General features: G+C 59.3%; 20 protein-coding genes and 1 pseudogene. 10 read left to right on the top strand and 11 right to left on the bottom strand.

Annotation, left to right across the window (positions count from 1 at the left end; all coding sequences use genetic code 11):
- Positions 1 to 7 precede the first annotated feature (7 nt).
- From fadA to DBR18_RS13840, 3 genes are all read right to left on the bottom strand, one after another.
- On the bottom strand, positions 8 to 1,183 hold the full coding sequence (fadA, locus tag DBR18_RS13855; RefSeq protein ID WP_108590731.1) for an acetyl-CoA C-acyltransferase FadA: 1,176 nt from the start codon (positions 1,181 to 1,183) through the stop codon (positions 8 to 10).
- A 29-nt stretch (positions 1,184 to 1,212) separates the two neighbouring features.
- Positions 1,213 to 3,360, bottom strand: a complete 2,148-nt coding sequence (fadB, locus tag DBR18_RS13850; RefSeq protein ID WP_024013640.1) for a fatty acid oxidation complex subunit alpha FadB — start codon at positions 3,358 to 3,360, stop codon at positions 1,213 to 1,215.
- Between the two features lie 530 nt (positions 3,361 to 3,890).
- Positions 3,891 to 4,328, bottom strand: a complete 438-nt coding sequence (locus DBR18_RS13840; RefSeq protein ID WP_108590730.1) for a hypothetical protein — start codon at positions 4,326 to 4,328, stop codon at positions 3,891 to 3,893.
- Between the two features lie 102 nt (positions 4,329 to 4,430).
- On the opposite strand from DBR18_RS13840, the gene DBR18_RS13835 reads away from it, so the two are divergent.
- A complete protein-coding gene (locus tag DBR18_RS13835) occupies positions 4,431 to 4,868 on the top strand; it encodes a universal stress protein (RefSeq protein ID WP_108590729.1) in 438 nt (145 codons plus the stop codon).
- Between the two features lie 181 nt (positions 4,869 to 5,049).
- Here the strand turns inward: DBR18_RS13835 and DBR18_RS13825 are convergent, their stop codons facing one another.
- Positions 5,050 to 6,972: an ATP-binding cassette domain-containing protein gene (locus DBR18_RS13825; RefSeq protein ID WP_108590727.1), complete on the bottom strand. Its 1,923-nt coding sequence runs from the start codon at positions 6,970 to 6,972 to the stop codon at positions 5,050 to 5,052.
- A 214-nt stretch (positions 6,973 to 7,186) separates the two neighbouring features.
- On the opposite strand from DBR18_RS13825, the gene DBR18_RS13820 reads away from it, so the two are divergent.
- The gene (locus tag DBR18_RS13820) at positions 7,187 to 9,115 is read left to right on the top strand and encodes a transglycosylase SLT domain-containing protein (RefSeq protein WP_108590726.1); all 1,929 of its coding nucleotides are present in this window, start codon (positions 7,187 to 7,189) and stop codon (positions 9,113 to 9,115) included.
- A gap of 108 nt (positions 9,116 to 9,223) precedes the next feature.
- Here DBR18_RS13820 and DBR18_RS13815 read toward each other — a convergent pair whose 3' ends face one another.
- Complete coding sequence (locus DBR18_RS13815; RefSeq protein ID WP_108590725.1) at positions 9,224 to 11,002, bottom strand: ABC transporter transmembrane domain-containing protein; 1,779 nt, start codon at positions 11,000 to 11,002, stop codon at positions 9,224 to 9,226.
- 255 nt (positions 11,003 to 11,257) lie between these two features.
- Between DBR18_RS13815 and DBR18_RS13810 the strand changes: the two genes are divergently transcribed.
- Positions 11,258 to 11,437, top strand: a complete 180-nt coding sequence (locus DBR18_RS13810) for a PA1571 family protein (RefSeq protein WP_027611439.1) — start codon at positions 11,258 to 11,260, stop codon at positions 11,435 to 11,437.
- Between the two features lie 199 nt (positions 11,438 to 11,636).
- On the opposite strand, the gene pdxB is transcribed toward DBR18_RS13810, so the two are convergent.
- A complete protein-coding gene (pdxB, locus tag DBR18_RS13800; RefSeq protein ID WP_108590724.1) occupies positions 11,637 to 12,782 on the bottom strand; it encodes a 4-phosphoerythronate dehydrogenase PdxB in 1,146 nt (381 codons plus the stop codon).
- A 218-nt stretch (positions 12,783 to 13,000) separates the two neighbouring features.
- Here pdxB and DBR18_RS13795 point away from each other — a divergent pair, with 218 nt between their 5' ends.
- Positions 13,001 to 14,410, top strand: a complete 1,410-nt coding sequence (locus DBR18_RS13795; protein ID WP_108590723.1) for an MATE family efflux transporter — start codon at positions 13,001 to 13,003, stop codon at positions 14,408 to 14,410.
- A gap of 137 nt (positions 14,411 to 14,547) precedes the next feature.
- Here the strand turns inward: DBR18_RS13795 and tusA are convergent, their stop codons facing one another.
- Complete coding sequence (gene tusA, locus DBR18_RS13790) at positions 14,548 to 14,799, bottom strand: sulfurtransferase TusA (protein WP_108590722.1); 252 nt, start codon at positions 14,797 to 14,799, stop codon at positions 14,548 to 14,550.
- A 173-nt stretch (positions 14,800 to 14,972) separates the two neighbouring features.
- On the bottom strand, positions 14,973 to 16,046 hold the full coding sequence (gene rlmM, locus DBR18_RS13785; protein ID WP_108590721.1) for a 23S rRNA (cytidine(2498)-2'-O)-methyltransferase RlmM: 1,074 nt from the start codon (positions 16,044 to 16,046) through the stop codon (positions 14,973 to 14,975).
- 222 nt (positions 16,047 to 16,268) lie between these two features.
- Between rlmM and acnA the strand changes: the two genes are divergently transcribed.
- A complete protein-coding gene (acnA, locus tag DBR18_RS13780) occupies positions 16,269 to 19,010 on the top strand; it encodes an aconitate hydratase AcnA (protein ID WP_108590720.1) in 2,742 nt (913 codons plus the stop codon).
- Positions 19,011 to 19,333: 323 nt separating this feature from the next.
- Here the strand turns inward: acnA and DBR18_RS13775 are convergent, their stop codons facing one another.
- Both DBR18_RS13775 and DBR18_RS13770 read right to left on the bottom strand, forming a co-directional pair.
- Positions 19,334 to 20,134, bottom strand: a complete 801-nt coding sequence (locus DBR18_RS13775; protein ID WP_108590719.1) for an aminoglycoside phosphotransferase family protein — start codon at positions 20,132 to 20,134, stop codon at positions 19,334 to 19,336.
- Between the two features lie 7 nt (positions 20,135 to 20,141).
- The gene (locus tag DBR18_RS13770) at positions 20,142 to 20,630 is read right to left on the bottom strand and encodes an SRPBCC family protein (protein WP_108590718.1); all 489 of its coding nucleotides are present in this window, start codon (positions 20,628 to 20,630) and stop codon (positions 20,142 to 20,144) included.
- A 197-nt stretch (positions 20,631 to 20,827) separates the two neighbouring features.
- Between DBR18_RS13770 and DBR18_RS13765 the strand changes: the two are divergent.
- The 5 genes and pseudogenes from DBR18_RS13765 (at position 20,828) to DBR18_RS13745 (ending at position 23,932) form a co-directional block, all read left to right on the top strand.
- A pseudogene (locus DBR18_RS13765) lies at positions 20,828 to 21,748 on the top strand (ADP-ribosylglycohydrolase family protein).
- 57 nt (positions 21,749 to 21,805) lie between these two features.
- Positions 21,806 to 22,210, top strand: coding sequence for a lysozyme inhibitor LprI family protein (locus tag DBR18_RS13760; protein ID WP_108590717.1), 405 nt, complete (start codon positions 21,806 to 21,808; stop codon positions 22,208 to 22,210).
- 144 nt (positions 22,211 to 22,354) lie between these two features.
- Positions 22,355 to 22,960, top strand: a complete 606-nt coding sequence (locus DBR18_RS13755) for a hypothetical protein (protein WP_108590716.1) — start codon at positions 22,355 to 22,357, stop codon at positions 22,958 to 22,960.
- 9 nt (positions 22,961 to 22,969) lie between these two features.
- Positions 22,970 to 23,176 carry a helix-turn-helix transcriptional regulator gene (locus DBR18_RS13750; protein WP_003226632.1) on the top strand — a complete coding sequence of 69 codons (207 nt, stop codon included), beginning with the start codon at positions 22,970 to 22,972 and terminating at the stop codon, positions 23,174 to 23,176.
- 84 nt (positions 23,177 to 23,260) lie between these two features.
- The gene (locus tag DBR18_RS13745; RefSeq protein ID WP_108590715.1) at positions 23,261 to 23,932 is read left to right on the top strand and encodes a hypothetical protein; all 672 of its coding nucleotides are present in this window, start codon (positions 23,261 to 23,263) and stop codon (positions 23,930 to 23,932) included.
- 66 nt (positions 23,933 to 23,998) lie between these two features.
- Here DBR18_RS13745 and mrdA read toward each other — a convergent pair whose 3' ends face one another.
- A complete protein-coding gene (mrdA, locus tag DBR18_RS13740; protein ID WP_108590714.1) occupies positions 23,999 to 25,891 on the bottom strand; it encodes a penicillin-binding protein 2 in 1,893 nt (630 codons plus the stop codon).
- Positions 25,892 to 26,157 lie beyond the last annotated feature (266 nt).

The raw sequence follows: 26,157 nt of genomic DNA, 5'->3' as shown, positions 1-26,157 counted from the left end.
GAGACGCTTAAACGCGTTCGAAGACGGTGGAGATGCCTTGGCCGAGACCAATGCACATAGTGGCCACCCCGAAGGTGCCGCTATTCTGCTTCATCACGTTCAGCAAGGTGCCGGAGATACGGGCACCGGAGCAACCGAACGGGTGACCCAGGGCGATCGCGCCGCCGTGCAGGTTAACCTTCTCGTTCATCTTGTCGAGTACTTTCAGATCTTTCAGCACCGGCAGCGCCTGTGCAGCGAAAGCTTCGTTGAGTTCGAAGAAGTCGATATCGTTGATGCCAAGGCCCGCACGCTTCAGGGCTTTTTGTGTCGCCGGCACTGGACCATAGCCCATGATTGCCGGATCCACACCCGCCACTGCCATCGAACGGATCACGGCCATCGGCTGGATCCCCAGGTCCTGCGCACGCTGCGCCGACATCACGATCATGCACGAAGCACCATCGGTGATCTGCGACGAAGTACCGGCAGTCACGGTGCCGCCCTTTGGATTGAAGGCAGGCTTGAGGGCCGCCAGACTTTCCAGGGTGGTTTCCGGACGAATGGTTTCGTCGTAGTCGTACAGCTTCAGGAAGCCGTTTTCGTCGTAGCCCTGCATCGGAATGATTTCGTCTTTGAACTTGCCTTCCACAGTTGCCTTGTGGGCCAACTGGTGGGAGCGCACGCCGAAAGCGTCCTGCTGTTCGCGAGTAATGCCGTGCATTTTGCCGAGCATTTCCGCAGTCAGACCCATCATGCCCGAGGCTTTCGCCGCGTACAGCGACATGTGCGGGTTCGGATCGACACCGTGCATCATGCTCACGTGACCCATATGCTCGACGCCGCCAACCACGAACACGTCACCGTTACCGGTCATGATCGCTTGCGCCGCAGTGTGCAGAGCGCTCATCGAGGAGCCACACAGGCGGCTGACGGTCTGGCCGGCCGAAGTGTGCGGAATCTGGGTCATCAGCGACGCCATGCGCGCGATGTTCCAGCCCTGTTCCAGGGTCTGGTTGACGCAGCCCCAGATCACGTCCTCGACTTCGGCAGGATCGACCTTGGCGTTGCGTTCCAGCAGTTTGCTGATCAGGTGCGCCGACATGTCTTCAGCGCGGGTGTTGCGGTGCATGCCGCCCTTGGAGCGGCCCATCGGAGTACGACCGAAGTCGACAATCACGACGTCTCTAGGATTCAAGCTCATAAGTTCACTCTCACTCTAGTTGGGGGCGCTTAACCGAAGAAGCTCTGACCGTTTTTGGCCATTTCGCGCAGCTTCGCGGTCGGGTGGTACAGCGCGCCCAAGTCAGCGTACTGGTCAGCCAGGGCAACGAACTCGGCAACACCGATCGAATCGATGTAGCGCAGCGCACCGCCACGGAATGGAGGGAAACCGATGCCGTAGACCAGACCCATGTCGGCTTCGGCGGCGGTTTCAACGATGCCGTCTTCCAGGCAACGCACGGTTTCCAGGCACAACGGGATCATCATCCAGTTGATGATGTCTTCGTCAGTGACTTCGCGCTGCTCGTAAACGATCGGCTTGAGCACTTCCAGCACCGACGGGTCGGCCACCTTCTTCTGCTTGCCTTTCTTGTCGGCCTCGTAGGCGTAGAAGCCCTTGCCGTTCTTCTGACCCAGACGCTTGGCTTCGTACAGCACGTCGATGGCCGAGCGACGGTCATCCTTCATGCGATCCGGGAAACCTTCAGCCATCACGTCACGACCGTGGTGGCCGGTGTCGATGCCGACCACGTCCATCAGGTACGCCGGGCCCATCGGCCAGCCGAATTTTTCCATGACCTTGTCAATGCGGACGAAGTCCACGCCAGCGCTGACCAGTTTGGCGAAACCGCCGAAGTACGGGAACAGAACACGGTTGACCAGGAAGCCTGGGCAGTCGTTGACGACGATCGGGTTCTTGCCCATTTTCTTGGCGTAGGCAACGGTGGTGGCAATCGCCAGCTCGCTGGACTTCTCACCACGGATCACTTCCACCAGCGGCATCATGTGCACCGGGTTGAAGAAGTGCATGCCGACGAAGTTTTCCGGACGCTTGAGGGCCTTGGCCAGCAGGCTGATGGAAATGGTCGAGGTGTTGGACGCGAGGATGGTGTCCTCTTTGACCTTGTCTTCGACTTCAGCCAGCACGGCTTGCTTGACCTTCGGGTTTTCTACAACCGCTTCGACAACCAGATCCACGTGACCGAAATCACCGTAAGACAGGGTCGGGCGAATGCCGTTGAGCACTTCAGCCATTTTCGCGGCGGTCATGCGGCCCTTGTCAACGCGGCCAACCAGCAGTTTGGCGGCTTCGGCCAGCCCCTGCTCGATACCGTGCTCGTTGATGTCTTTCATCAGGATCGGCGTACCTTTGGAGGCCGACTGATAGGCAATACCGCCGCCCATGATGCCGGCGCCGAGTACGGCAGCCTGCTTCACGTCCTTGGCGATTTCGTCGTAGGCCTTGGCTTTCTTCTTCAGCTCCTGATCGTTCAGGAACAGGCCGATGAGGCTCTGCGCGGCAGAGGTCTTGGCCAGTTTTACGAAACCGGCGGCTTCGACTTCCAGCGCCTTGTCACGACCGAAGTTCGCGGCTTTCTGAATGGTCTTGATCGCTTCGACCGGTGCCGGGTAGTTCGGGCCGGCTTGACCTGCCACGAAACCTTTGGCGGTTTCGAAGGCCATCATTTGTTCAATGGCGTTCAACTTGAGTTTTTCAAGTTTTGGCTGACGCTTGGCCTTGTAGTCGAACTCGCCGGAAATGGCGCGCTTGATCAGTTCAAGAGCCGCTTCCTGCAGCTTCTCTGGAGCAACCACGGCATCGACGGCGCTGACTTTCAGCGCGTCTTCAGGACGGTTTTCCTTGCCGGCGGCAATCCACTCGATGGCGTTATCGACGCCGATCAGTCGCGGCAGACGCACGGTGCCGCCGAAGCCTGGGTAGATGCCCAGTTTAACTTCCGGCAGACCGATCTTGGCCTTGGTCGACATGACGCGGTAATCCGCCGCCAGGCACATTTCCAGACCGCCACCCAGGGCGATGCCGTTGATCGCGGCTACGGTCGGAACGTTGAGGTCTTCGAAATCGCTGAAGATCTTGTTGGCTTCGAGATTGCCAGCAACCAGCTCGGCATCCGGCAGCTTGAAGTTGTCGACAAATTCGGTGATGTCGGCGCCGACGATGAATACGTCCTTGCCACTGCTGACGATCACGCCCTTGATCGAAGCATCTGCCTTGATGGTGTCCACGGCCTGACGCAGTTCGTTCAGGGTAAGACGGTTGAACTTGTTGACGGACTCACCCTTGAGGTCGAATTTCAATTCGACGATGCCACTTTCAAGAGCTTTAACCGTGATGGCTTTACCTTCGTAAATCATCAACTGATCTCCACGATATGGAAGCTGAACAGTACACGTCGGACGCAGGCGAATGGTTCGGCAGGACGCTTTTTCGTCGATGCTGACACCCATCCACCCGGCACACCCGCCAACGCGATAGTCGGGATTCTGTAGGAGCAGTCTGTAAGACAAACGCTCAATTCATACGCCCGTTTGATTTGGGTACGTCACCTTCACGGAATTTCCAACAATTGTCAATCGCCCAAAATACGGGTTGAAATGCGACTTTGCAGTCATTTCCGTAAGACGAAGACCTGCAGCAACTCGCTGCATGGAGAGCCATTCATAGAATCAATAGTTAGAAAAGTCGCCCTAATTCGCGCCGTCCCTTGTTTAATAGGTAACGCAGACAGGACGACAAAGAGATGCGCTGATCCCGTTAAGGCCGGGTTAACCCGATGAGGAAATTACCGGCCTGCCTGACCACTCAGGCCCGAGGAATCATGCCGGGCTTTTTATGGCTCGTCTGCCGGACGCAACACACCATTGCAGTGCGAAAAATCCCAGAGTCATGCCAGCGCTTTCAGAGTGGCATCAATTTCCTGCAAAACGGCGGCCTCGCCCTTCTCGCCCCAATACAACGCGATCATCTGTTTGTCCGCTTCGATCTTGAAAACGTTGCCCGGCAATTTTTCGAAATGATTGAGCAACGCGCGATCGTCACAGATTTCCTGCCACTGATTGACCCAAACGCCCGGCGATTTCTGCCAGTACGTCCAGCACGCGGGCTGAGTGCCGCGCCGCGGTCGATGGTACTGCGCGCACGGATTCGGCGGCTCCTGGGCCAGCCAGTGTGGCCACTCCTGAGGCGCCAGTTGCATGGCCAGGCCAATGCGTCGCGCCTCCATGCGCAGGGCCATCCGACCGCTTTGCACACGCGATGGGCGCAACCATGCCAGCGGACTGAGAACCACCAGCAGGATTGACACCACCAGCCAGACCGTCATATCTCTACTCCCGACTTAAGGTGAGTGCATTGTGTCACTTTGGAACCAATGCGCTTGAAACCAGCCATACTTAACAAATTGATCCCTCACGAGGAGCACCTCATGCCCTACAACCACATTCTGGTCGCCGTAGATCTGACCGAAGAGTGCGACCCTGTGATCCACCGCGCCCGCGAGCTGTCGGTGAGCAATGGCGCGAAGCTGTCGCTGGTGCATATCGTCGAGCCGATGGCCATGGCATTCGGCGGCGACGTGCCGATGGATCTGTCACAACTGCAACAACAGCAGTTCGATCAAGCCAAGGAGCGCCTTGAGCGCCTGAAGCTCAAGTACTCCGAGCTGGAAGGTGCCAACTGCCACCTGACTTACGGCCAGCCACGCCAGGAAATTCACCATTTTGCCAAGGAACAACTGTGCGACCTGATCGTGGTCGGCAGCCATGGCCGTCACGGTCTGGCGCTGTTGCTCGGCTCGACCGCGAATGACGTGCTGCACGGTGCGCCTTGCGATGTTCTGGCTGTACACCTGATCAAACGCTGAAACACAAAAACCTGTGGGAGCGAGCTTGCCCTCGAAGGCGTCGGCACATTCAACATTGATGCTACCTGACATACCGCTTTCGCGAGCAAGCTCGCTCCCACATTGGAATCTTCACCGATACCCGCATATGAAAAGCCCGGCGCTCATCACTGAGCGCCGGGCTTTTTCATGACCGGATCAATCAGGCATCCAGCTCGGCCCAACGCTCCACCAGTGCATCCAGCTCAGCCTGCAATTGTTCCAGCGAAGCAATCACTTTGGCCGTTTCTGCCGGTGGACGCTGATAGAAGCCGGCCTCGGCCATTTCCGCCTCGACGGCAGCGATCTGCTGCTCCTTGGCATCGATGTCGCCCGGCAACGCTTCCAGCTCGCGTTGCAGCTTGTAGCTCAGCTTCTTCTTGGCTGCTGGCGCAGCAGCGGCAGGTGCAGCAGCGACAACCGGCTCAGCGGTAACCACCGCCGAATTCAGGTCAGCCTTGCCCGATTTGCTCTCGGTCACACCCAGCAGACGCGGCGAGCCGCCCTGACGGATCCAGTCCTGATAGCCACCGACGTATTCACGCACCTGCCCCTCGCCTTCGAAGACCAGGGTGCTGGTGACCACGTTGTCGAGGAATGCCCGGTCGTGGCTGACCATCAGCACGGTGCCGTTGAAGGTCAGCAGCACTTCTTCGAGCAGCTCGAGGGTTTCCACGTCGAGGTCGTTGGTCGGTTCGTCGAGTACCAGCAGGTTCGCCGGTTTGCTGAACAGTTTCGCCAGCAACAGACGTGCACGCTCACCACCGGACAGCGCCTTGACCGGCGTGCGCGCACGCTGCGGGCTGAACAGGAAGTCGCCGAGGTAGCTCAGGACGTGGCGGCTCTGGCCGTCGATATCGATGAAGTCACGACCTTCGGCGACGTTGTCGATCACGGTCTTTTCCAGATCGAGCTGATGGCGCAACTGGTCGAAGTACGCCACATCGATTCGGGTGCCCTCTTCCACTTTGCCGCTGGTGGGCTGCAGACCGCTGAGCATCAGTTTCAGCAGGGTGGTCTTGCCGGTGCCGTTGGCGCCGAGCAGGCCGATACGGTCGCCGCGCTGCAGGACCATCGAGAAGTCCTTGATCAGGTACGGACCGTCCGGGTGATGGAAGCTGACATTTTCCAGCACCATCACTTGCTTGCCCGACTTCTCGGCGGTTTCCAGCTGAATATTGGCCTTGCCGGTGCGCTCGCGACGTTCGCTGCGCTCAACACGCAGGGCTTTCAAGGCACGCACGCGACCTTCGTTGCGGGTACGACGGGCCTTGATACCCTGACGAATCCACACTTCTTCCTGAGCCAGGCGCTTGTCGAACAGCGCATTGGCGGTTTCTTCCGCGGCCAGCGCGGCTTCCTTGTGCACCAGGAAGCTGGCGTAATCGCCGTTCCAGTCGATCAGGCCGCCGCGATCCAGTTCAAGGATGCGCGTGGCGAGGTTTTGCAGGAAAGAACGGTCGTGCGTGATGAACAGCACAGCGCCCTGGAAATCCTTCAATGCTTCTTCGAGCCAGGCAATCGCACCGATGTCCAGGTGGTTGGTCGGTTCGTCGAGCAGCAGCAGATCCGGTTCGGACACCAGCGCCTGTGCCAGCAGCACGCGACGACGCCAGCCGCCGGACAACTCGGCGAGGGTCTTGTCGGCCGGCAGTTGCAAGCGGCTCAGGGTGCTGTCAACCAATGTCTGCAAGCGCCAGCCGTCGCGGGCTTCGAGGTCGTGCTGAACGTGCATCAGCTTGTCCAGATCGGCGTCGGTGACGATGTTCTGGCTCAAGTGATGGTATTCGGCGAGCAAGGCGCCAACGCCGTCGAGGCCCTCGGCAACCACGTCGAACACGGTCCGCTCGTCGGCCACCGGCAACTCTTGCGGCAATTCGCCGATTTTCAGACCGGGGGCACGCCACACCGAGCCGTCATCAGGCTTCTGGTCGCCCTTGACCAGCTTCATCATGCTGGATTTGCCAGTGCCGTTGCGGCCGATGATGCACACCCGCTCACCACGGGCGATCTGCCAGGACACCTTGTCCAACAACGGCATCGCGCCGAATGCAAGGGACACATCGCTGAATTTGAGCAGGGTCATGAGCTTCTCCAAAAACCGGGCGCGCATTCTACCTGATTCAGGCTCTCAGCAGGCCGGCAATTTGTCTGCTGAAGCACTCTGCACAACATTTGTTGCGAACTTGTGCCGTGAGGCCCGCAAAGCTTTCGCCCGTTGCTGGCAAAAGGCTAAGCTACAGACAATTCAGTGCCGGCCATGGCCGGTGCTTGTCATGATTTCTCTGCCCGGATGTCTCATGCGCAGTCGCCTTTTCAGTGTCTTGTCCTGTTTGCTACTTACCGCCGCTGCCGCTCAATCCGCCCAGGCGGTGGACCTGTCCACCCAACGCCAGTATTACGATGAAGCCAAGCGCGCGCTGGCCAAGGGCGATACCGGCCCGTACTTCCGTTACAGCCAGGCACTTGCCGATTATCCGCTGGAACCGTACCTGGCCTACGACGAACTGACCGCGCGCCTGAAGACCGCCAGCAACGAGGAAATCGAAAAATTCCTCGCCGAACATGGTGACCTGCCCCAGGCCAACTGGATGAAGCTGCGCTGGTTGCGCTGGCTCGCCGACCGTGGCGACTGGGCCACCTTCACCAGGTATTACGACGCGAAACTCAACTTCACCGAACTGGACTGCCTCAATGCGCAGTACCAGATCAGCAGCGGCCACAAGGCCGAAGGTTATGCCAACGCCGACAAACTCTGGCTGACCGGCAAATCGCAACCGGCCGCCTGTGACGCACTGTTCGGCATCTGGGCCGCCGACGGCCAATTGACCGAACAGAAACGCTGGGAGCGCACCAAACTCGCCGCTCAGGCACGCAATTATCCGTTGGCCAACAGTCTGGTCAACGGTCTGACCACCCTCGCCCCGCGCGGTCGGCTGCTGGTGGATGTGGCGCAGAAACCCGAGCTGCTCAATCAGCCGTCGCGCTTCACTCCCGCCGACGAGCCGATGTCCGACGTGGTCAGCCTTGGCCTGCGTCGCCTCGCCCGTCAGGACCCGGACAAGGCCATGGCCCTGCTCGACGGTTACGCCAGCAGCATGCATTTCTCTCGCGACGAAAAAGTCGCGATCGCCCGGGAAATCGGCCTGACCCTCGCTCGGCGTTTCGACAGCCGCGCACTGGACGTGATGACCAAATACGACCCGGAACTGCGTGACAACACCGTGTCCGAATGGCGCTTGCGCCTGCTGCTGCGTCTGGCGCGCTGGGACGATGCCTACCAGTTGACCCGCCGCCTGCCGCCGGATCTGGCGACCACCAACCGCTGGCGTTACTGGCAGGCCCGCAGCCTGGAACTGGCGCAACCGCAGAACCCGGAAGCGCAGTCCCTGTACAAGAATCTGGCGAAGGAGCGCGACTTCTACGGTTTCCTCGCCGCCGACCGCTCTCAACTGCCTTACTCGCTGATGAACAAGCCGCTGGTACTGAGCCAGGCGACCATCAACAAGGTGCGCAACACCCCCGGTGTGCGGCGTGCTCTGGAATTTCATGCGCGCGGGCAGATCGTCGACGGTCGCCGCGAGTGGTATCACGTCAGCCGTCACTTCAATCGTGACGAGATGGTCGCCCAGGCCAAACTGGCCTATGACCTGAAGTGGTACTTCCCGGCCATTCGCACCATCAGTCAGGCGCAATACTGGGACGATCTGGACATCCGCTTCCCGATGGCGCACCGCGATACCCTCGTGCGCGAAGCCAAGGTTCGCGGCCTGCATTCGAGCTGGGTGTTCGCCATTACCCGCCAGGAAAGCGCGTTCATGGACGACGCCCGCTCCGGCGTCGGCGCCAGCGGTCTGATGCAATTGATGCCCGGCACCGCCAAGGAAACCGCACGCAAGTTCAGTATCCCGCTGGCCTCGCCGCAGCAAGTGCTCGACCCGGACAAGAACATCCAGCTCGGCGCCGCTTACCTGAGCCAGGTGCACAGCCAGTTCAACGGCAACCGCGTCCTCGCCTCCGCCGCTTACAACGCCGGCCCGGGGCGTGTGCGTCAATGGCTGCGGGGCGCCGACCACCTGAGTTTCGACGTGTGGGTGGAAAGCATCCCGTTTGACGAGACCCGCCAGTACGTGCAGAACGTGTTGTCGTATTCGGTGATCTACGGCCAGAAGCTCAATTCGCCGCAGCCGCTGGTGGATTGGCATGAGCGGTATTTTGATGATCAGTGATCGGTAGGAGCTGGCGCAGGTTCGATCCTCGACCATAAAAAATGCCCGCATCGATGGATGCGGGCATTTTTTACGCAAAGATCAAAAGATCGCAGCCTGCGGCAGCTCCTACACGGCGATGGCGTGACCGTCGTTGAACTGCAAGGCCGCCAGCCGCGCGTACAGCGGATTGCTTACGATCAGCTCCTGGTGCGTACCGATGGCCACCAGGCTGCCCTGATCCATCACCGCGATCCGGTCGGCGTTTTTCACGGTCGCCAGTCGGTGTGCGATCACCAGCGTGGTGCGGTTCTGCATCAGTGTTGGCAATGCCTCCTGGATCAAATGCTCGCTCTGCGCATCGAGGGCGCTGGTGGCTTCGTCCAGCAGCAGGATCGGTGCATCCACCAACAGCGCGCGGGCAATTGCCAGGCGTTGGCGCTGACCGCCGGAAAGTCCCTGCCCGGCGTCCCCCAGATGCGTCTGATAGCCGTTGGGCATTTTCTCGATGAAGTCATGGGCGTGGGCAATTCTCGCCGCTTCCTTGACCTGCTCCAGCGTCGCGTTGGCGTTGCCGTAGCGAATATTTTCTTCGACGCTGCCGAAAAACAGCGCGGGTGATTGCGAAACCAGGGCAAAGTTGCGGCGCAGATCCAGCGGGTCGAGGCTGGTCAACGGCACGCCATCGATCAGGACCCGGCCTTGCAGCGGGTCGTAGAAACGCAACAGCAAGTCATACACCGTGGATTTGCCGGCGCCGGATGGCCCGACAAGGGCCAGGGTTTCACCGGCCCTGATGGTCAGGCTCAAGCCGTTGACAGCGTAGCTTTCCGGACGCGACGGGTAGGAAAAGTACACATTCTGTAATTGCAATTCACCCTTGATCCGCTCTGGCAACGTCACGAGCCCGAGGGTCGGTGGCTGGATGATGTTCTGCGAACTCAGCAATTCGGCAATTCGCTCGGCGGCACCTGCTGCGCGTTGCAGCTCGCCGATCACTTCGCTCAAGGTGCCGATCGCACTGCCGACAATCAGGCTGTAAAAAACGAAAGCCGCCAGCTCACCACCGGTGATGCGCCCGGCGATTACGTCCATGCCGCCGACCCACAACATCACCGCCACCGCGCCCAGCACCAGCACGATGACCACAGTGATCATCCAGGAGCGCTGAAAGATGCGTTTGCGCGCCGTGTCGAATGCGTCTTCGACCGTCGCGGCGAACCGCTGCTCGTCCTGCACCTGATGGTTGTACGCCTGCACGGTCTTGATCTGGCCGAGCGTCTCGGAAACATAGCTGCCAATGTCGGCGACCCGATCCTGGCTCAGCCGCGACAGATTGCGCACTCGCCGGCCGAAAATCAGAATCGGCGCGACCACGAACGGCAGGGCAATCACCACGATGCTGGTCAGTTTCGCATTGGTGACAAACAGCAGGACAACCCCGCCAATCACCATCAGCAAGTTGCGCAGGAACATCGAGAGCGAGGAGCCGATCACCGACTGCAACAACGTTGTATCGGCGGTCAGGCGCGATTGAATTTCCGAGCTGCGGTTGTTCTCGTAAAACCCGGGATGCAGATAAACCAGGTGGTTGAACACCTCTCGCCGGATATCCGCCACACAACGCTCGCCAATCCATGACACCCAGTAAAACCGCGCAAAGGTGCCGACCGCCAGGCCCAGAACCATCAGCATGAAAATACCGATGCTCTGGTTCAACTGGTGTGGCGACTGGGTCATGAATCCCCGATCGACCAGCAGTTTGATCCCTTGCCCCATTGACAAGGTGACAGCGGCGGTAACGATCAGTGCCAGCAATGCACCGCAGACTTGCCATCGGTAAGGCGCCAGAAATCGACTGGTCAGACTCAAGGCGCGTCGGTGTCGTGAGGAGAGCTTCGAGATCATTCAGGTCACATCTGAGTTGAAGAAAGGGCTAGCCTAAACCTTCTATAAGGCGGAACTCTGTAAATCACAATGAGTCAGGTTAAATATGCCCCCAAAGACTAGGCCATAGTTGCTAATGGTCTAATGTCGCGGTTGAGACGAACGGTCATTTCTGTTGGACTGGAGAAGCCGTTATGGACAGACCGAAGGGAGTTGTCATAGCCCCGTCACGTGGCGGTTTTAACCTTGGCGTACAACCTGATGAGGAGACAGGCCATGTCCTTGCAACACAGCAGCGATGACAAGATTCAAGTGATCCGCACCAAACCCGGCCAGCCTCTTGGTTGCTCCATTATTGACAAGGATGGGCGTGAAGTACCGATCACTGAAGACATGATCCAGGACGCATGCCGCGAACTGGAGAAGCGATTGGTCAAGCCTGCCGAACAAAAGTGATATAGCCACCGTCTTCCTGACCCGGCCCCTTTTGGCCGGGTTTTTTCTGCCTGCCGCTCTGTGCAGGAGCTGCCGAAGGCTGCGATCTTTTGATCTTGCCTTCAAAAAACAAAATCAAAAGATCGCAGCCTTCGGCAGCTCCTACAGAGGGCAGCGTTAACCTGTGGGAGCGAGCCTGCTCGCGAAAGGGTCAACCTGTTTACTGGACAGCCACCGCCCCCAACGCCACCACAATCTGCTGCAACTGCAGCGAGTCGCCTACAATCCGCACCTTCAGTCCCTCGATCTCACGCCGAACCGGATACTGCTTACGCAGCACATCAAACGCCGCACGCTGTTCGGCGACATTGCCTACGAGGCTGCGGCGAAAATCCGCGTCATCGCGGCGTGGGTCGTACACTCCGCGGCACAACATCGACAGCGCCCAGGCCGGATCGCTGTCGGCGTGCAGGGTCACTTCCGACAGCCACGGCGCAGGCAACAGATCGCTGAGCTGGATGCTCGCCGGTTGGCCGATAAATTCGCAGTAAGCCTGATAGATCTGTGCCGTCCCGCGCTGCTTTCCATCGAGGCTGTAGCCGGCAATGTGTGGGGTGGCCAGCACACAGAGTTCAGCGAGGACCTCGTCGACCTCAGGCTCGGCTTCCCAGACATCGAGCACCGCTTGCAGGTCTTCGCGCGCCAGCAGCACTTTGCGCAACGCGGCGTTATCCACCACCGGACCACGGGCGGCATTGATCAGCCAGGCGCCGGGCTTGAGTTGCTGCAAACGCTGTTCGTCAAGCAGATGCCAGGTCGCACCTTCGCCCGCACGAGTCAGCGGTGTGTGCAAACTGATCACGTCGCACTGTTCGATGATCTGTTCCAGACTGACGTAATCGCCGTCCTCGGCTGCCTGACGCGGCGGATCGCAGACCTTGACGTTCCAGCCCAGGCCCTTGAGAACCTTGACCAGTCGTCCTCCTACCTCACCGGCACCGATCACACCGTAAGTCCGCTGCGGCAACTCAGCGCCTTCTATTTCCGCCAGCGTCATCAGGCTGCCGAGCACATAATCGACCACGCCGCGCGCATTGCAACCGGGTGCGCTGGACCAGGTGATGCCCGCCTCGCTGAAGTATTCGAGATCCAGATGATCCGTGCCAATGGTGCAAGTGCCGACAAAGCGAACCTTGCTGCCCTCGAGCAACGTCCGGTTGACGTTGGTCACCGAGCGCACCAGCAACACATCGGCCTGCTCGACCGTCGCACGGTCGATGGAACGGCCCGGCACCCGGCGGATCTCGCCAAAACCGGCAAAAAAGGCATCGAGCAGCGGGATATTTTCGTCGGCAACAATCAGCATGGCGGGCTCCTTGGGCGGATCGGCAGTTTAACTGTAGGAGCTGCCGCAGGCTGCGATCTTTTGATTTTGTTTTTCAAGATCGAGATCGAGATCAACAGATCGCAGCCTGCGGCAGCTCCTGCAGATTACAAATCCGCAACAGAGGATTTTTCCTGACTGTCACGTCAGCGGCGTAGAATGCGGCGCCTTGCGCATCAACCCCTGTGGACGCTTTGCCTGTGAATTCTGTAATTGACCAACCGCTCGCCGTTTCCCTCACCCGCCCTGCGCGGATTCGTCTGGAGCTGAAGAATCTTCTCGGCCTGGCATTGCCGATCATCATCGCGCAACTCGCGACCACCGCCATGGGCTTCGTCGATGCGGTGATGGCCGGCCGCGTCGGGCCTCGGGATCTGGCGGCGGTGGCACTGGGCAACTCGATCTGGGTTCCGGTGTTTCTGCTGATGACCGGCACCCTGCTGGCCACCACGCCGAAAGTCGCCCAGCGCTTTGGTGCCGGCACCCACAGCGAAATCGGGCCGATCGTGCGTCAGGCCCTGTGGCTGGCGCTGGTGGTGGGCTTGATCGCGACGACGATGCTGGTGGCCGCCGAACCGGTGCTGCACCTGATGAAGGTCGATCCCGAGCTGATCGTCCCGTGCATGCAATACCTGCACGGCATCGCCAGCGGCCTGCCGGCGGTAGCCTTCTATCACGTGCTGCGCTGCACCAGTGACGGCATTGGCCGCACCCGTCCGGCGATGGTATTGGGGCTGTGTGGTCTGGCGCTGAACATTCCGCTGAACTACATCTTCATTTATGGTCACTTCGGCGTGCCGGCCATGGGCGGCGTCGGCTGTGGCTGGGCCACGGCGATCGTGATGTGGGTCATGGCGCTGGGTCTGGCCGGCTGGGAACGCTGGGCGCCGGCCTATCGTTCGAGTGAGATCTTCAGCCGTTTCGACTGGCCACAATGGGCGGTGATCAAGCGTCTGCTGGCGATTGGTCTGCCAATCGGCATCGCGGTGTTCGCCGAGTCGAGCATCTTTGCGGTGATCGCCCTGCTGATCGGTAGCCTTGGCGCCACCGTAGTGGCCGGGCATCAGATCGCGCTGAATGTCAGTTCGCTGGTGTTCATGATTCCGTATTCGCTGGGCATGGCGGTGACCGTGCGTGTCGGCCAGGCCCTGGGCCGCGAAGAACCCCGTGAAGCGCGCTTTGCCGCCGGCGTGGGCATGGGCACCGCGCTGGCCTACGCCTGTATTTCAGCGAGCATGATGCTGTTGCTGCGCGAACCGATCGCGTCGATCTACACCGCGGATCCGACGGTGATTCATATCGCGGCGATGTTGATTGTGTACTCGGCGCTGTTCCAGTTCTCCGATGCGATCCAGGTCACGGCTGCCGGCGCCCTGCGCGGTTATCAGGACACCCGGGTAACGATGATCCTGACCCTGTTCGCTTACTGGGGCATCGGCCTGCCGGTGGGTTACGCCCTCGGCCTGACGGACTGGCTCGGCGAACCGCGTGGCCCGAGCGGCTTGTGGCAAGGTCTGATTGTCGGCCTGAGCTGTGCAGCGTTGATGCTGTCGGTCCGCCTGACGCGCAGTGCACGCAAGCGCATCCGGATCAGTCGCTCGGCAGGTTGACGGCCAACGCAGGACAAAAAAATGTGGGAGCGGGCTTGCTCGCGAATGCAGTGTGTCAGTCACTGTTAATGTCGACTGAAACACCGCATTCGCGAGCAAGCCCGCTCCCACATTGGTTTTATGTGTGTGCGTGGGGTTCAGGCGAGTTTCTTGCGGATCCAGTACAGATAAGTACCCGCCTCTTCGTGCTGGCCGACCAGTTCATGGTCGAGAAACACGCAGAACTTGGGAATGTCGCGACGGGTCGAGGGATCGGTGGCGATCACCTTGAGCAGGCCGCCCGGCATCAGATCACGGATGTGCTGGTGCAGCATCATCACCGGCTCCGGGCAATTGAGACCGGTGGCGTCGAGGGTGCCGTCCACCGGGGTATCGATCATTTCACTCATGATTCACTCCTGAAACTGGCCGGCATTGTCGCGCATTGCCGGGGGCTCAGTCATCTGCGGTGTTACGCCACACCCCTGTAGGAGCTGCCGCAGGCTGCGATCTTTTGATCTTGTTTTTAAAATCAAAGTCAAAAGATCGCAGCCTGCGGCAGCTCCTACAGGGATCTACGGTGTTAGCGGGATTTGGGTTTCTTGATGTCGTGCCGACGCAAATGGCAGGTCACTTCCTCGCGGTCGTGATACAGCTGCTTGCAGCCGATATCGACCTTGATCCCCCGGGCCTTGAAGCCATCGGCGATGCGTTCGAGCAAGCGCTTCACTTCGGCGTAACGCTGCTTCATCGGCAGCTTGAGGTTGACCACCGCTTCGCGGCAATGGCCCTCGCCGATCCACTCTTCGAGCATCGCCGCGTTGCGCGCGGGTTTCTCGACGATGTCGCAGACCATCCAGTCCACCGGCTGCTTGGGCTTGAAGGTGAAGCCGTCAGCCATCAAGTGCTGCACCAGGCCGGTGTCCATCAGGCTTTCGGCCATCGGGCCGTTGTCGATGGCGGTCACCAGCATGCCGCGGTTGACCAGCTGCCAGGTCCAGCCGCCCGGCGCGGCACCGAGGTCGACGCCGGTCATGTCGCTGTGCAGGCGCTCGTCCCACTGATCACGCGGGATGAAGTGGTGCCAGGCCTCTTCCAGTTTCAAGGTCGAACGGCTTGGCGCCTCGCGCGGAAACTTCAGACGCGGAATGCCCATCGGCCACATCGCCGAGTTACCGGCGTCGGCCATACCGAGGAACACTTCGCGACCACTCTTGAAGGTCAGCAGCAGGCGCGGTTTGCTGGCGTCGTCCACCAGTTTGCCGGCACCGGTCAGCGCCTTGCGCAGCGGGCCTTCGAATTTCTTGCAGAAGTTCGACAACTCTTTGCCGTCGTTGGTATCGACCACTTCCAGCCACAGGCTGCCGCAGACCGGGAAGTCCGCCATCTGCTCGAGGATGACGCTGATGCGGTCGGTTTCCGGCAAATCGATGAAGACACCACGCGCCCACTGGCGCGGAAAAATCAGCTCGGCGAAACGCTGGCCGCGCATCAGGCGTTCGGCGCCGTCTGCTTCGGTGCAGACAAACTCGGCGTACGCGGTGGCCGGTTTGGCCTTGGCGTAACCGGCCACATTCAACTGGGCGGCGAGGTCGGAAATCTCCGAACAGACTTCGCCTTCGAAGCCTGGCCGGCAATGCATGAATAGGGTGTTCATTCTTACTCCTGGGCAGAGGGCGGACATTCGGCCCCTGCACGCTGCTCAAGCCTTGCGATGAAGCAAAGCCTGTCACGAAAACCGGCGCATGATAGCCGATGTCGGAACCTTGGACTTGCCCATAGAGTCCAGTTATTAGCCAGCTACTGAAAACAGGGCTACGTTGATAGCTCTGCCCGTCCCCTCAGTCCGTAGCCGTGCGGACTCAAAGGAGTGATCGTAATGCCGTCCCTCGATAGTCTGAAGACCCTCAAAACCCTGAAAGTAGACGAAAAAACCTACCACTATTTCAGCCTGCCGGATGCCGCGAAAAGCCTGGGCAATATCGACCAGTTGCCGATGTCGCTGAAAGTCCTGCTGGAAAACCTGCTGCGCTGGGAAGATGAAAAAACTGTCACCGGCGCCGACCTCAGAGCCATCGCCGCATGGCTCAAGGAGCGTCGCTCCGACCGGGAAATCCAGTACCGTCCCGCCCGGGTATTGATGCAGGACTTTACCGGCGTACCCGCCGTGGTCGACCTCGCCGCCATGCGTGCAGCGATGGCCAAGGCCGGCGGCGATCCGCAGCGGATCAACCCGTTGTCGCCGGTGGATCTGGTGATCGACCACTCGGTGATGGTCGACAAATTCGCCACCCCAAGCGCCTTCGAACAGAACGTCGACATCGAAATGCAGCGCAACGGCGAGCGCTACGCATTCCTGCGCTGGGGCCAAAGCGCTTTCGACAACTTCAGCGTGGTGCCGCCGGGCACCGGGATCTGCCACCAGGTCAACCTCGAATACCTCGGGCGCACGGTGTGGACCAAGGATGAGGACGGCCGCACCTACGCCTTCCCCGACACCCTGGTCGGCACCGACTCCCACACCACTATGATCAACGGTCTCGGCGTACTTGGCTGGGGCGTCGGCGGCATCGAGGCCGAAGCCGCGATGCTCGGTCAACCGGTGTCGATGCTGATTCCGGAAGTGATCGGTTTCAAGCTCACCGGCAAGCTCAAGGAAGGCATCACCGCCACTGACCTGGTGCTGACCGTCACGCAGATGCTGCGCAAGAAAGGTGTGGTCGGCAAATTCGTCGAGTTCTACGGTGACGGTCTCGCCGATCTGCCACTGGCCGACCGCGCAACCATCGCCAACATGGCCCCGGAGTACGGCGCGACCTGCGGCTTTTTCCCGGTTGATGACGTTACTCTGGAATACCTGCGCCTGTCCGGTCGCCCGACCGAAGTGGTGAAACTGGTCGAGGCTTACACCAAGGCTCAGGGCCTGTGGCGCCTGCCCGGTCAGGAGCCGGTGTTCACCGACAGCCTGGCGTTGGACATGGGCAGCGTCGAGGCCAGCCTGGCCGGGCCGAAACGCCCGCAGGACCGGGTTTCGCTGCCAAACGTGGCGCAGGCCTTCAGTGATTTCATCGATTTGCAATTCAAGCCTACCAGCAAGGAAGAGGGTCGCCTGGAAAGCGAGGGCGGCGGCGGTGTGGCCGTGGGCAACGCCGACCTGATTGGCGAAACCGAGTACGAATACGAGGGCCACACCTATCGCCTGAAAAACGGCGCGGTGGTGATCGCCGCGATTACCTCCTGCACCAACACGTCCAACCCGAGCGTGATGATGGCGGCCGGTCTGCTGGCGAAAAAAGCCGTGGAGAAAGGCCTGACGCGTAAACCATGGGTCAAAAGTTCGCTGGCCCCCGGTTCGAAAGTGGTCACCGACTACTACAAGGCTGCCGGCCTGACGCAATACCTCGATCAACTCGGCTTTTCGCTGGTCGGTTATGGCTGCACCACCTGTATTGGCAACTCCGGGCCATTGCCCGAGCCGATCGAGAAAGCCATCCAGAAAGCCGATCTCACCGTCGCTTCGGTGCTGTCCGGCAACCGCAACTTCGAAGGCCGGGTGCATCCGCTGGTCAAGACCAACTGGCTGGCCTCGCCACCGCTGGTGGTTGCCTACGCCCTGGCCGGCAGCGTGCGCACCGACATCAGCACTGAGCCGCTGGGCAATGACCAACAAGGCAATCCGGTGTACCTGCGCGACATCTGGCCGAGCAGCAAGGAAATCGCCGACGCGGTGAATCAAGTCAACACCGCGATGTTCCACAAGGAGTACGCCGAGGTGTTTGCCGGTGACGAACAATGGCAAGCGATCCAGGTGCCACAAGCCGCCACGTATGTGTGGCAGGACGATTCCACCTACATCCAGCATCCACCGTTCTTCGACGATATTTCCGGCCCGTTGCCGGTCATCACCGACGTCAAAGGCGCGCGGGTTCTGGCGCTGCTGGGCGATTCGGTGACCACCGACCACATCTCTCCTGCCGGCAACATCAAGACTGACAGCCCGGCCGGGCAGTATCTGCGTGAGAAAGGCGTGGAGCCGCGGGACTTCAACTCCTACGGCTCACGGCGTGGCAACCACGAAGTGATGATGCGCGGCACGTTCGCCAATATCCGTATCCGTAACGAAATGCTCGGCGGCGAAGAAGGCGGCAACACGATCTACATCCCGAGCGGCGAGAAAATGGCGATCTATGACGCCGCCATGCGTTATCAGGCCGATGGCACACCGCTGGTGGTGATTGCCGGTCAGGAATACGGCACTGGCTCCAGTCGCGACTGGGCGGCCAAGGGCACCAACCTGCTGGGCGTCAAAGCGGTGATCGCGGAAAGCTTCGAGCGTATCCACCGCTCCAACCTGGTGGGCATGGGCGTTTTGCCGCTGCAGTTCAAGCTTGATCAGAACCGCAAGAGCCTGAACCTCACTGGTAAGGAAACCCTGGATATTCAGGGCCTGACCGGCGTCGAACTGACGCCGCGCATGAACCTGACGCTGATGATCACCCGTGAAGACGGGAAACAGGAAAAAATCGAAGTGCTGTGCCGCATCGATACGTTGAATGAGGTGGAGTACTTCAAGTCGGGCGGGATTCTGCATTACGTCCTGCGCCAACTGATCGCCTCCTGAAACCGCGCTCCCCTGTAGGAGCTGCCGCAGGCTGCGATCTTTTGATTTTGGCTTTCAAGAAGCAAGATCAAAAGATCGCAGCCTGCGGCAGCTCCTACAAGGCGAAAAAAAACCCGCCGAAGCGGGTTTTTCCCAAGACCATTATCGACTCCCTGTCGGCAGCGATCCTTGCAATGGTCGATCATCCATGACCCTGAAACACTCCCTGTGTCTCAGTTGATGGGTGTAGATTACGGTGTGGATCCAATCTGTAAAAGTCGCAAAAGCTACCAGTGCGTGTAAGACATTCGCTATAGAAGCCCTTCCGAAAACCCTTACGCCAGTCAGGCATCCAGCATGCACGCCGCGATGCGCGCTATGTTCAGCTGCCCGTCGGCCTGTTCCTGCTGGTCATCCTCCAGAAACCAGGCGGCGGACAACCCGGCGAACGCATGCACCCACTGCAGCAACCGTCGGCGATCCAGCATGGCTGCGTCGACAATGACCTCGACCTGCCGCCGGAAACGCTCGGGGTCGCCTGCCGTGGGCAAGTCCGGGTTGCAGATCAGGTTGGCGTAATCAAAACCACGCTCGCCGCGAACCCGCTTGGGATCGATCGCCAGCCAGCCGCGCTGACCGAAATCAAGGACATTGTCGTGGTGCATGTCACCGTGCAGCACCACCACATCCTGCGGTTCAGCTAGCAACGTTTGCGCTGTTTGCAGGCTGCGGGCGTAAGGGCCGCCATGCTCGATGGCGGCCACTTGCAGCGACGCAAACCACGGCCCCAGCTCCACCAGCGGCGGTGGTGGCGTCGGACGTGGCGCGTGCAAGCGCGCCAGCGCCGTACACATGATCCGCGTGGCCGCGTCGTCCTGACCGTTGAGCGCCATGTGCATCAGCGAACGCCGGCCCATGGCCCGCTCCAGCAGCAGAGCGTTCTCGTGATGGGCCAGCACCTGCGCGGCGCCGTCACCGTCCCACCAGGTCATCAGCCGATTGCCGTACTGCTCGTCGGTATCCAGCGCGATCTTGAGCATGGCTGGCGCTTCACCGAAATAAACCGGTAACAGACGGCTGCCCGGAGTGATGATTGGCTCACCGTCCGGCACCAGCGCCCAGCGACGCAGCCAGGGTTCAAACATTGCGCTATCAGTCACCGTCACGCTTTCGGGTTTTGGCGCTTTCGGCAAGAAAATGTTCAAGTCGAGTCAGTTGTTCCTCCCAGCCACGGCTGTCCATGTGATACGCCTCTTTTTGCCGCACATCGGGAATGTGCGCGAAACCGGACTCGGACACCTTGAGCAACGTGCCGCCCTCGTAATCCTGCAGCTCGAACCTGACCAGTGTCGTCGGCTCCTGGGAATAGTCGATTTTCGGGTTGACCGCATACGGGTGCCAGCGAAACGAGAACAACTGCTGTGGCTCGACCCGTTCAACCAGCACGTTCCACAACACGTGTTCATAACCGGGGTAAGTAACCTGCCCCTGCGTCCATTCACCGGCGATGAACCGCCTGCCCTCCAGCGCTACACCAAACCACTGGCCAAACGCTTCGGCATCGACCAATGCACGCCAGACATAGGAACGCGGCGCCTTGAGGGTGATTTTGCGTTCGAAACTATTGGGTACTGGTTTCATACGTCACCTCCTGTTCTGAACAGTAGGCTTGTATGACCACATGTCCAACCTGAAGTTGTATCAAAAGCCGTGCACCTGTGCAGCACGAGGGAAACATTCGGCGGCATTTCCGATCACAGAACGAGAGAATGTCGGGCGCTCCCATCCGATGAACCTGTTACCTTTTCCCAAGAAATGGAATCGAACAAGGACGAAACATGCAGCCATCCCTTTGCGAGCGTTATCGCGGCGCCCTGCTCGGCCTTGCCTGTGGCGACGCTGTAGGAACCGCGGTGGAATTCAAGCCGCGGGACTCATTCCAGCCATTGACGGACATGGTTGGTGGCGGCCCCTTCCACTTGAAGCCAGGGCAATGGACGGATGACACCTCAATGGCGCTGTGCCTGGCATAAAGCCTGCTGAGCAAAAACACATTCGATGCGGTCGACCAGATGGGACGGTACCTCAACTGGTGGAAATGGGGCTATCTCAGCTCCACCGGTGATTGTTTCGACATCGGCATGACGGTCAGCCAGGCGCTGGCGCGGTATCAGCAAACCGGTCAGCCCTTTGCGGGATCCACCGACCCGTTTACCGCCGGCAACGGTTCGCTGATGCGCCTGGTGCCGGTGGTACTGTTTTGTTTTCCTGATGCCCGGCAGATCCGCCAGTTCGCCACAGACAGTTCGCGGACAACCCACGCAGCTGCCGAAGCCATCGAATGCTGTCAGTTGTTGGCCGAGGTGATCTACAAGGCTCTGCTTGGCGCCGCAAAGTCAGAGTTGCGCACACTGCCAGACTCGACCTTCGCTGAAAGCAAAGTCGCAGCCATCGCTCAAGGTCATTATCTGGCGAAGTCTGTGAGCGAAATCCGTGGCAGCGGCTATAGCGTCGAGTCACTGGAAGCGGCGCTGTGGTGTTTTCATCACACCGACAGCTTCGCAGCGGCGATTCTGCAAGCCGCCAACCTGGGCGATGACGCCGATACCACGGCCGCTATCGTCGGTCAGGTAGCCGGCGCCCATTACGGTGTTCGGGCGATTCCTGCCCACTGGCTGGAAATGCTCCATGATGGCGAGGAGATAGCGGCCACCGCAGATCGCCTGCTCGAAGCGTCCCGGCTACGCGTACCTGAATAGAAGCGCCCAGAGCCGCTAAGATGCTCAGTACTTCCTTCCGACACAGCGAGATTACCCATGTCCCCACGCCTGCTTCTGGCCCTGACCCCCTTCCTCTTCATTCCCGTCGCCCACGCTGCCGTCAACTGCGCCAATGCCAGCGATCAGGCCACCCTGAATCAGTGTGCCGGGCAGGAATTCAAAGCGGCGGACAAGGAATTGAACGCGGTGTATCAGCAGATCACCAGTCGCCTGAAGGACAACCCTGACAGCAAGAAGCTGCTGGTGGGTGCGCAGCGAGCGTGGATCGGCTTTCGCGATGCCGAGTGCAAGTTTTCGGCGTCCGGGGTCGAAGGCGGGAGTGTCTATCCGCTGATCTACAGCAATTGCCTGACCGGGGTGACCAAGGCGCGCGTCGAGGCGCTCAAGCAGTATCTGAAATGTCAGGAGGGGGATATGAGCTGCCCGGTGCCGGGTGCCTGATTTCGTAATGGTTTAGAGGGCATGCTCGCAAAAGCGTTGGAGCTGGTGCTGCAATATGTCACGCACAAAATCAAAATTAATTATTGTTATTCGATAATTTATCATTGAGAATTCGCTGCCTCACCGAAACAACCAGGAATTCTCATGAGTACTCTCAACAATGGATTGGCGCTGCAGCGCATGCACTGGATCGGGCTGCTGGCTGCGATTCTGGTCTGGGTTCTGGGTGTGACGGAGGCCGGCAGCACCGCCACGGTCTGGCTACTCAAGACCGATGAGATGGTGGCGAATCTGCTCTATGCGTTTGCTGAAGGCTCTCCACAATTGCGCGATCCGTTTGTCGAAGGCGCCTTGCTCGATCCCGACACCTGGCTGTCGTCAACGGCCACTGCGCTGATTATCGCTTTGGACTTCCTGCCCGTTATCCTGTCGGCCTACGCGCTCTGGCTGACGGGATTGTTTTTCCTGCGCTTGTCGCGCGGCGAAACCTGGACGGATCGTAATATCGGAGTCCTGTGGCGGGTAGGAATTATCTGCATCGTCTCCCCATCAACCTATCCGCTGGTAGAAACCCTGCAAGGTCTGGCCTTGTCGATAGATCTGCCACCGGGAAGTCGCATTTTCCGGTTCTCCATTGGCCTGTCCTCCTCCTCTGCCTACGAGATAATCAAAGGCGTATTGCTCTGTTCGTTTTCAATTATCATGCGTGACGCAAAAGCACTCAGCGATGAGCAAAGTCAGTACATATAGAACAATATAATGACCATTATCGTCCGCCTTGACGTCGTCATGGCCACGCAAAAAATTCGCTCGAAAGAGTTAGCCGCCCTGCTCGGAATCACCGAGGCCAATCTGTCGTTGCTGAAAAACGGCAAAGTCAAAGGGGTGAAGATGGCAACTCTGGACAAGCTCTGCGCTGCGCTCGATTGCCAGCCGGGCGATCTGCTGGAATACCAGAAAGACTGAGACTCCCCCCCAACGGCGACTTGTTTCTCGCTAGTCCCAATCGTTCAACACTTATTCAATCCTTAGTTTCAAGGCGGCTATTTCATGTCCCGTTTTTTATTATGCGCGCTGTTATCGCTGACAGCGTCACTCAGCGGCTGCGCCACGCAAATGGACGTAGCGCTCAACGCAATACCTGATCCGGACTACTCGTTTGATCGAAAGGCAACGGTGCTGGTGACCTCGGCAAGCGGCACGGCTGAAAATGCACTGACTGCCCGCTACTATCTTCGCGACATGGTGAATGCGTTGAAAGATCAGGGCTTTCGAGAGGTTTATACCGACGCTGATCTACCGAAAACCCACGCTCCGGTCAAAATGACCGTCACCCTCGATATCGGCAGCCGGCAAGTGTCCTACCGTTATACCGCCACTGATTACGGCCAGGTAACGACCAGCACCTCGACGGTGTGCAAAAACATCAAGAAGAAAGACGACCGACTGAGCTGTACCAGTACCCCAAAAACCACCTATGGCCCAGTAGGTACGTCGGAGCGGACCGGTTACACCACCCTCAGCACCTTCATCGCCACTGCCCGGGATGAAGTGAGCAAGCGTACGGTCTACCTGCTTCGGGCTTCGTCCTACAATGAAGATTGCCAGGCTACCAAGGTCGAAACCTTTCTGGTGGAACAAGGCCTGCAGAATCTGGATTTCCACGATCGCGTGCAGCGCAACTACACCGTAACGATGCCCGAGGGTTATAGCTGCAAGTAGTTCATGTGATTGCACGTCGCCCAGCGCGCTCCGCGTGCGTGAATTCGTGCCGGGCGACTTGCAGGATCAAACATGCGGATCACCCGCAGGTTTGGCCGGCGCGGCATATTGCGGCTTGAGATGGCCATCCTGATCCAGTAACCAGGCGTCCATGATCTGCCGCACCACGGGACCTGCAACTCGACCCCCAGCCTCGCCGTTTTCGATCATGACCGAGATCGCGATCTTCGGGTGCTCAGCCGGCGCGAAGCCCACGAATAACGCATTGTCGCGATGGCGTTCGAGAGTTTTCTCGCGGTTGTAGCGCTCGCCCTGCTTGATCGCCACCACTTGCGCAGTACCACTCTTGCCGGCAATGCGGTATTGCGCGCCTGCCGCAGCGGCGCGAGCAATACCCCGGGCATCGTGCATCACCATCTGCATGCCGTGATTGACCTGATCCCAGTCACGCGGGTTCTTCAGCAGAATGTTCGGCATCGGATGCTCGTCGACCGGTGCCACGCCATCGACCGTCTTCGCCAGGTGCGGGCGATTCCATACACCCTTGTTGGCAATCAGCGCAGTGGCCTGGGCCAGTTGCAGCGGTGTGACCTGCATGTAGCCTTGTCCGATGCCGAGGATCACCGTCTCACCCGGGAACCACGCCTGACGGCGCGTGGCACGCTTCCAGGCCTGAGACGGCATCAAACCGGGCGACTCTTCGAACATGTCCAGCGAGACTTTTTCGCCGAGGCCGAACATCGCCATGTAGTCATGCAGGCGATCGATGCCGAGCTTGTGCGCCAGGTCGTAGAAGTAAGTGTCGTTGGAGCGCATGATCGCCGCGTCCATGTCCACCCAGCCGTCGCCGCTGTGATTCCAGTTGCGGTACTTGTGATCGAAATCCGGGAGTTGGTAGTAGCCGGGGTCAAAGACGCGGGTCTGCGGTGTCACGACACCGGCATCGAGGCCGGCAATCGCCACTTCCGGCTTGATGGTCGAGCCCGGCGCATACAGGCCGCGCAGCACACGGTTGAACAGCGGCCGATCAATGGAGTCGCGTAGCGCCGAGTACTCCTTGGAACTGATGCCGGTCACAAACAGGTTCGGGTCGAAACTCGGATTGCTGACCATTGCCAGCACTTCACCCGTAGACGGATCAAGCGCAACCACCGAACCACGACGGTCGCCCAGTGCGGCTTCGGCAGCCTCCTGCAGTTTAACGTCGAGGCTCAGAACGATGTTTTTGCCAGGAATCGGATCGGTGTGTTTGAGCACCCGCAATACTCGGCCCTGAGCGTTGGTTTCAACTTCTTCATAGCCGACATGACCATGCAGCTGCGCTTCGTAGAAGCGTTCAATGCCGGTTTTACCGATGGATTGCGTGCCGCGGTATTCAACCGAGTCGAGGGTCTTGGATTCTTTTTCGTTGATCCGGCCGACGTAGCCGATCGAATGCGCGAAGTGTGAACCCAGTGGATAATGCCGAACGAACTGCGGCTCGACGTCGATACCTGGCAATCGGAACTCGTTAACCGCCAATACGGCGATCTGTTCTTCCGTCAGCTCGTAGAACAACGTCACCGGGGTGAATGGGTGACGGGATTGCTTCATGGCCTTATCGAAAACCGTGCGATCTTCGGCGGGCAAATGCAGCAGGTTGATCACTTCGTCCAACTCCTGATTGACATCAGTAGTGCGTTCACGGGTGATGATCAGGTTGTAACTGGGACGGTTATCGGCGAGCAGCACGCCATTGCGATCGTAGATCAGGCCTCTTGTCGGCGGGATTGGCAAGACGTGCACGCGATTGTTTTCAGAGATGGTCGAATGGTAGTCGTATTCAACCACTTGCAAGATGTACAAGCGCACCACCAGCGCGCAGCTGATAGCAAAGACGAACAGAGCGCAGGCAATCAACCGTTTGTTGACCAGCCGCTTCTCTTTTTCGTGATCCTTGATCGGGATTGGTTCAGGCATTTCTACAGCAACTCTTTGACATAATTTGAGTGCCGATCCGTGGGCATGACATCAGTCCGTTAAAAAACGAGCTGCACCATACCAAAAACCGAGTGGTCACTTCAGAAGGATTTTCCCCAATGGCGGTCCTCGCGACGATTGGACCGCGCGTACCTGCTGATTCGAACGAGCAAACCACTTTCCTGCGGGCAAAACAAAACCCCAACTGCTTTCGCAATTGGGGTTTCGGAATTTAATCTTGACGATGACCTACTCTCACATGGGGA

The sequence above is a fragment of the Pseudomonas sp. HMWF021 genome, assembly GCF_003061005.1.
GTDB lineage: Bacteria > Pseudomonadota > Gammaproteobacteria > Pseudomonadales > Pseudomonadaceae > Aquipseudomonas.
This window is presented reverse-complemented; position numbering and strand designations above follow the sequence as displayed.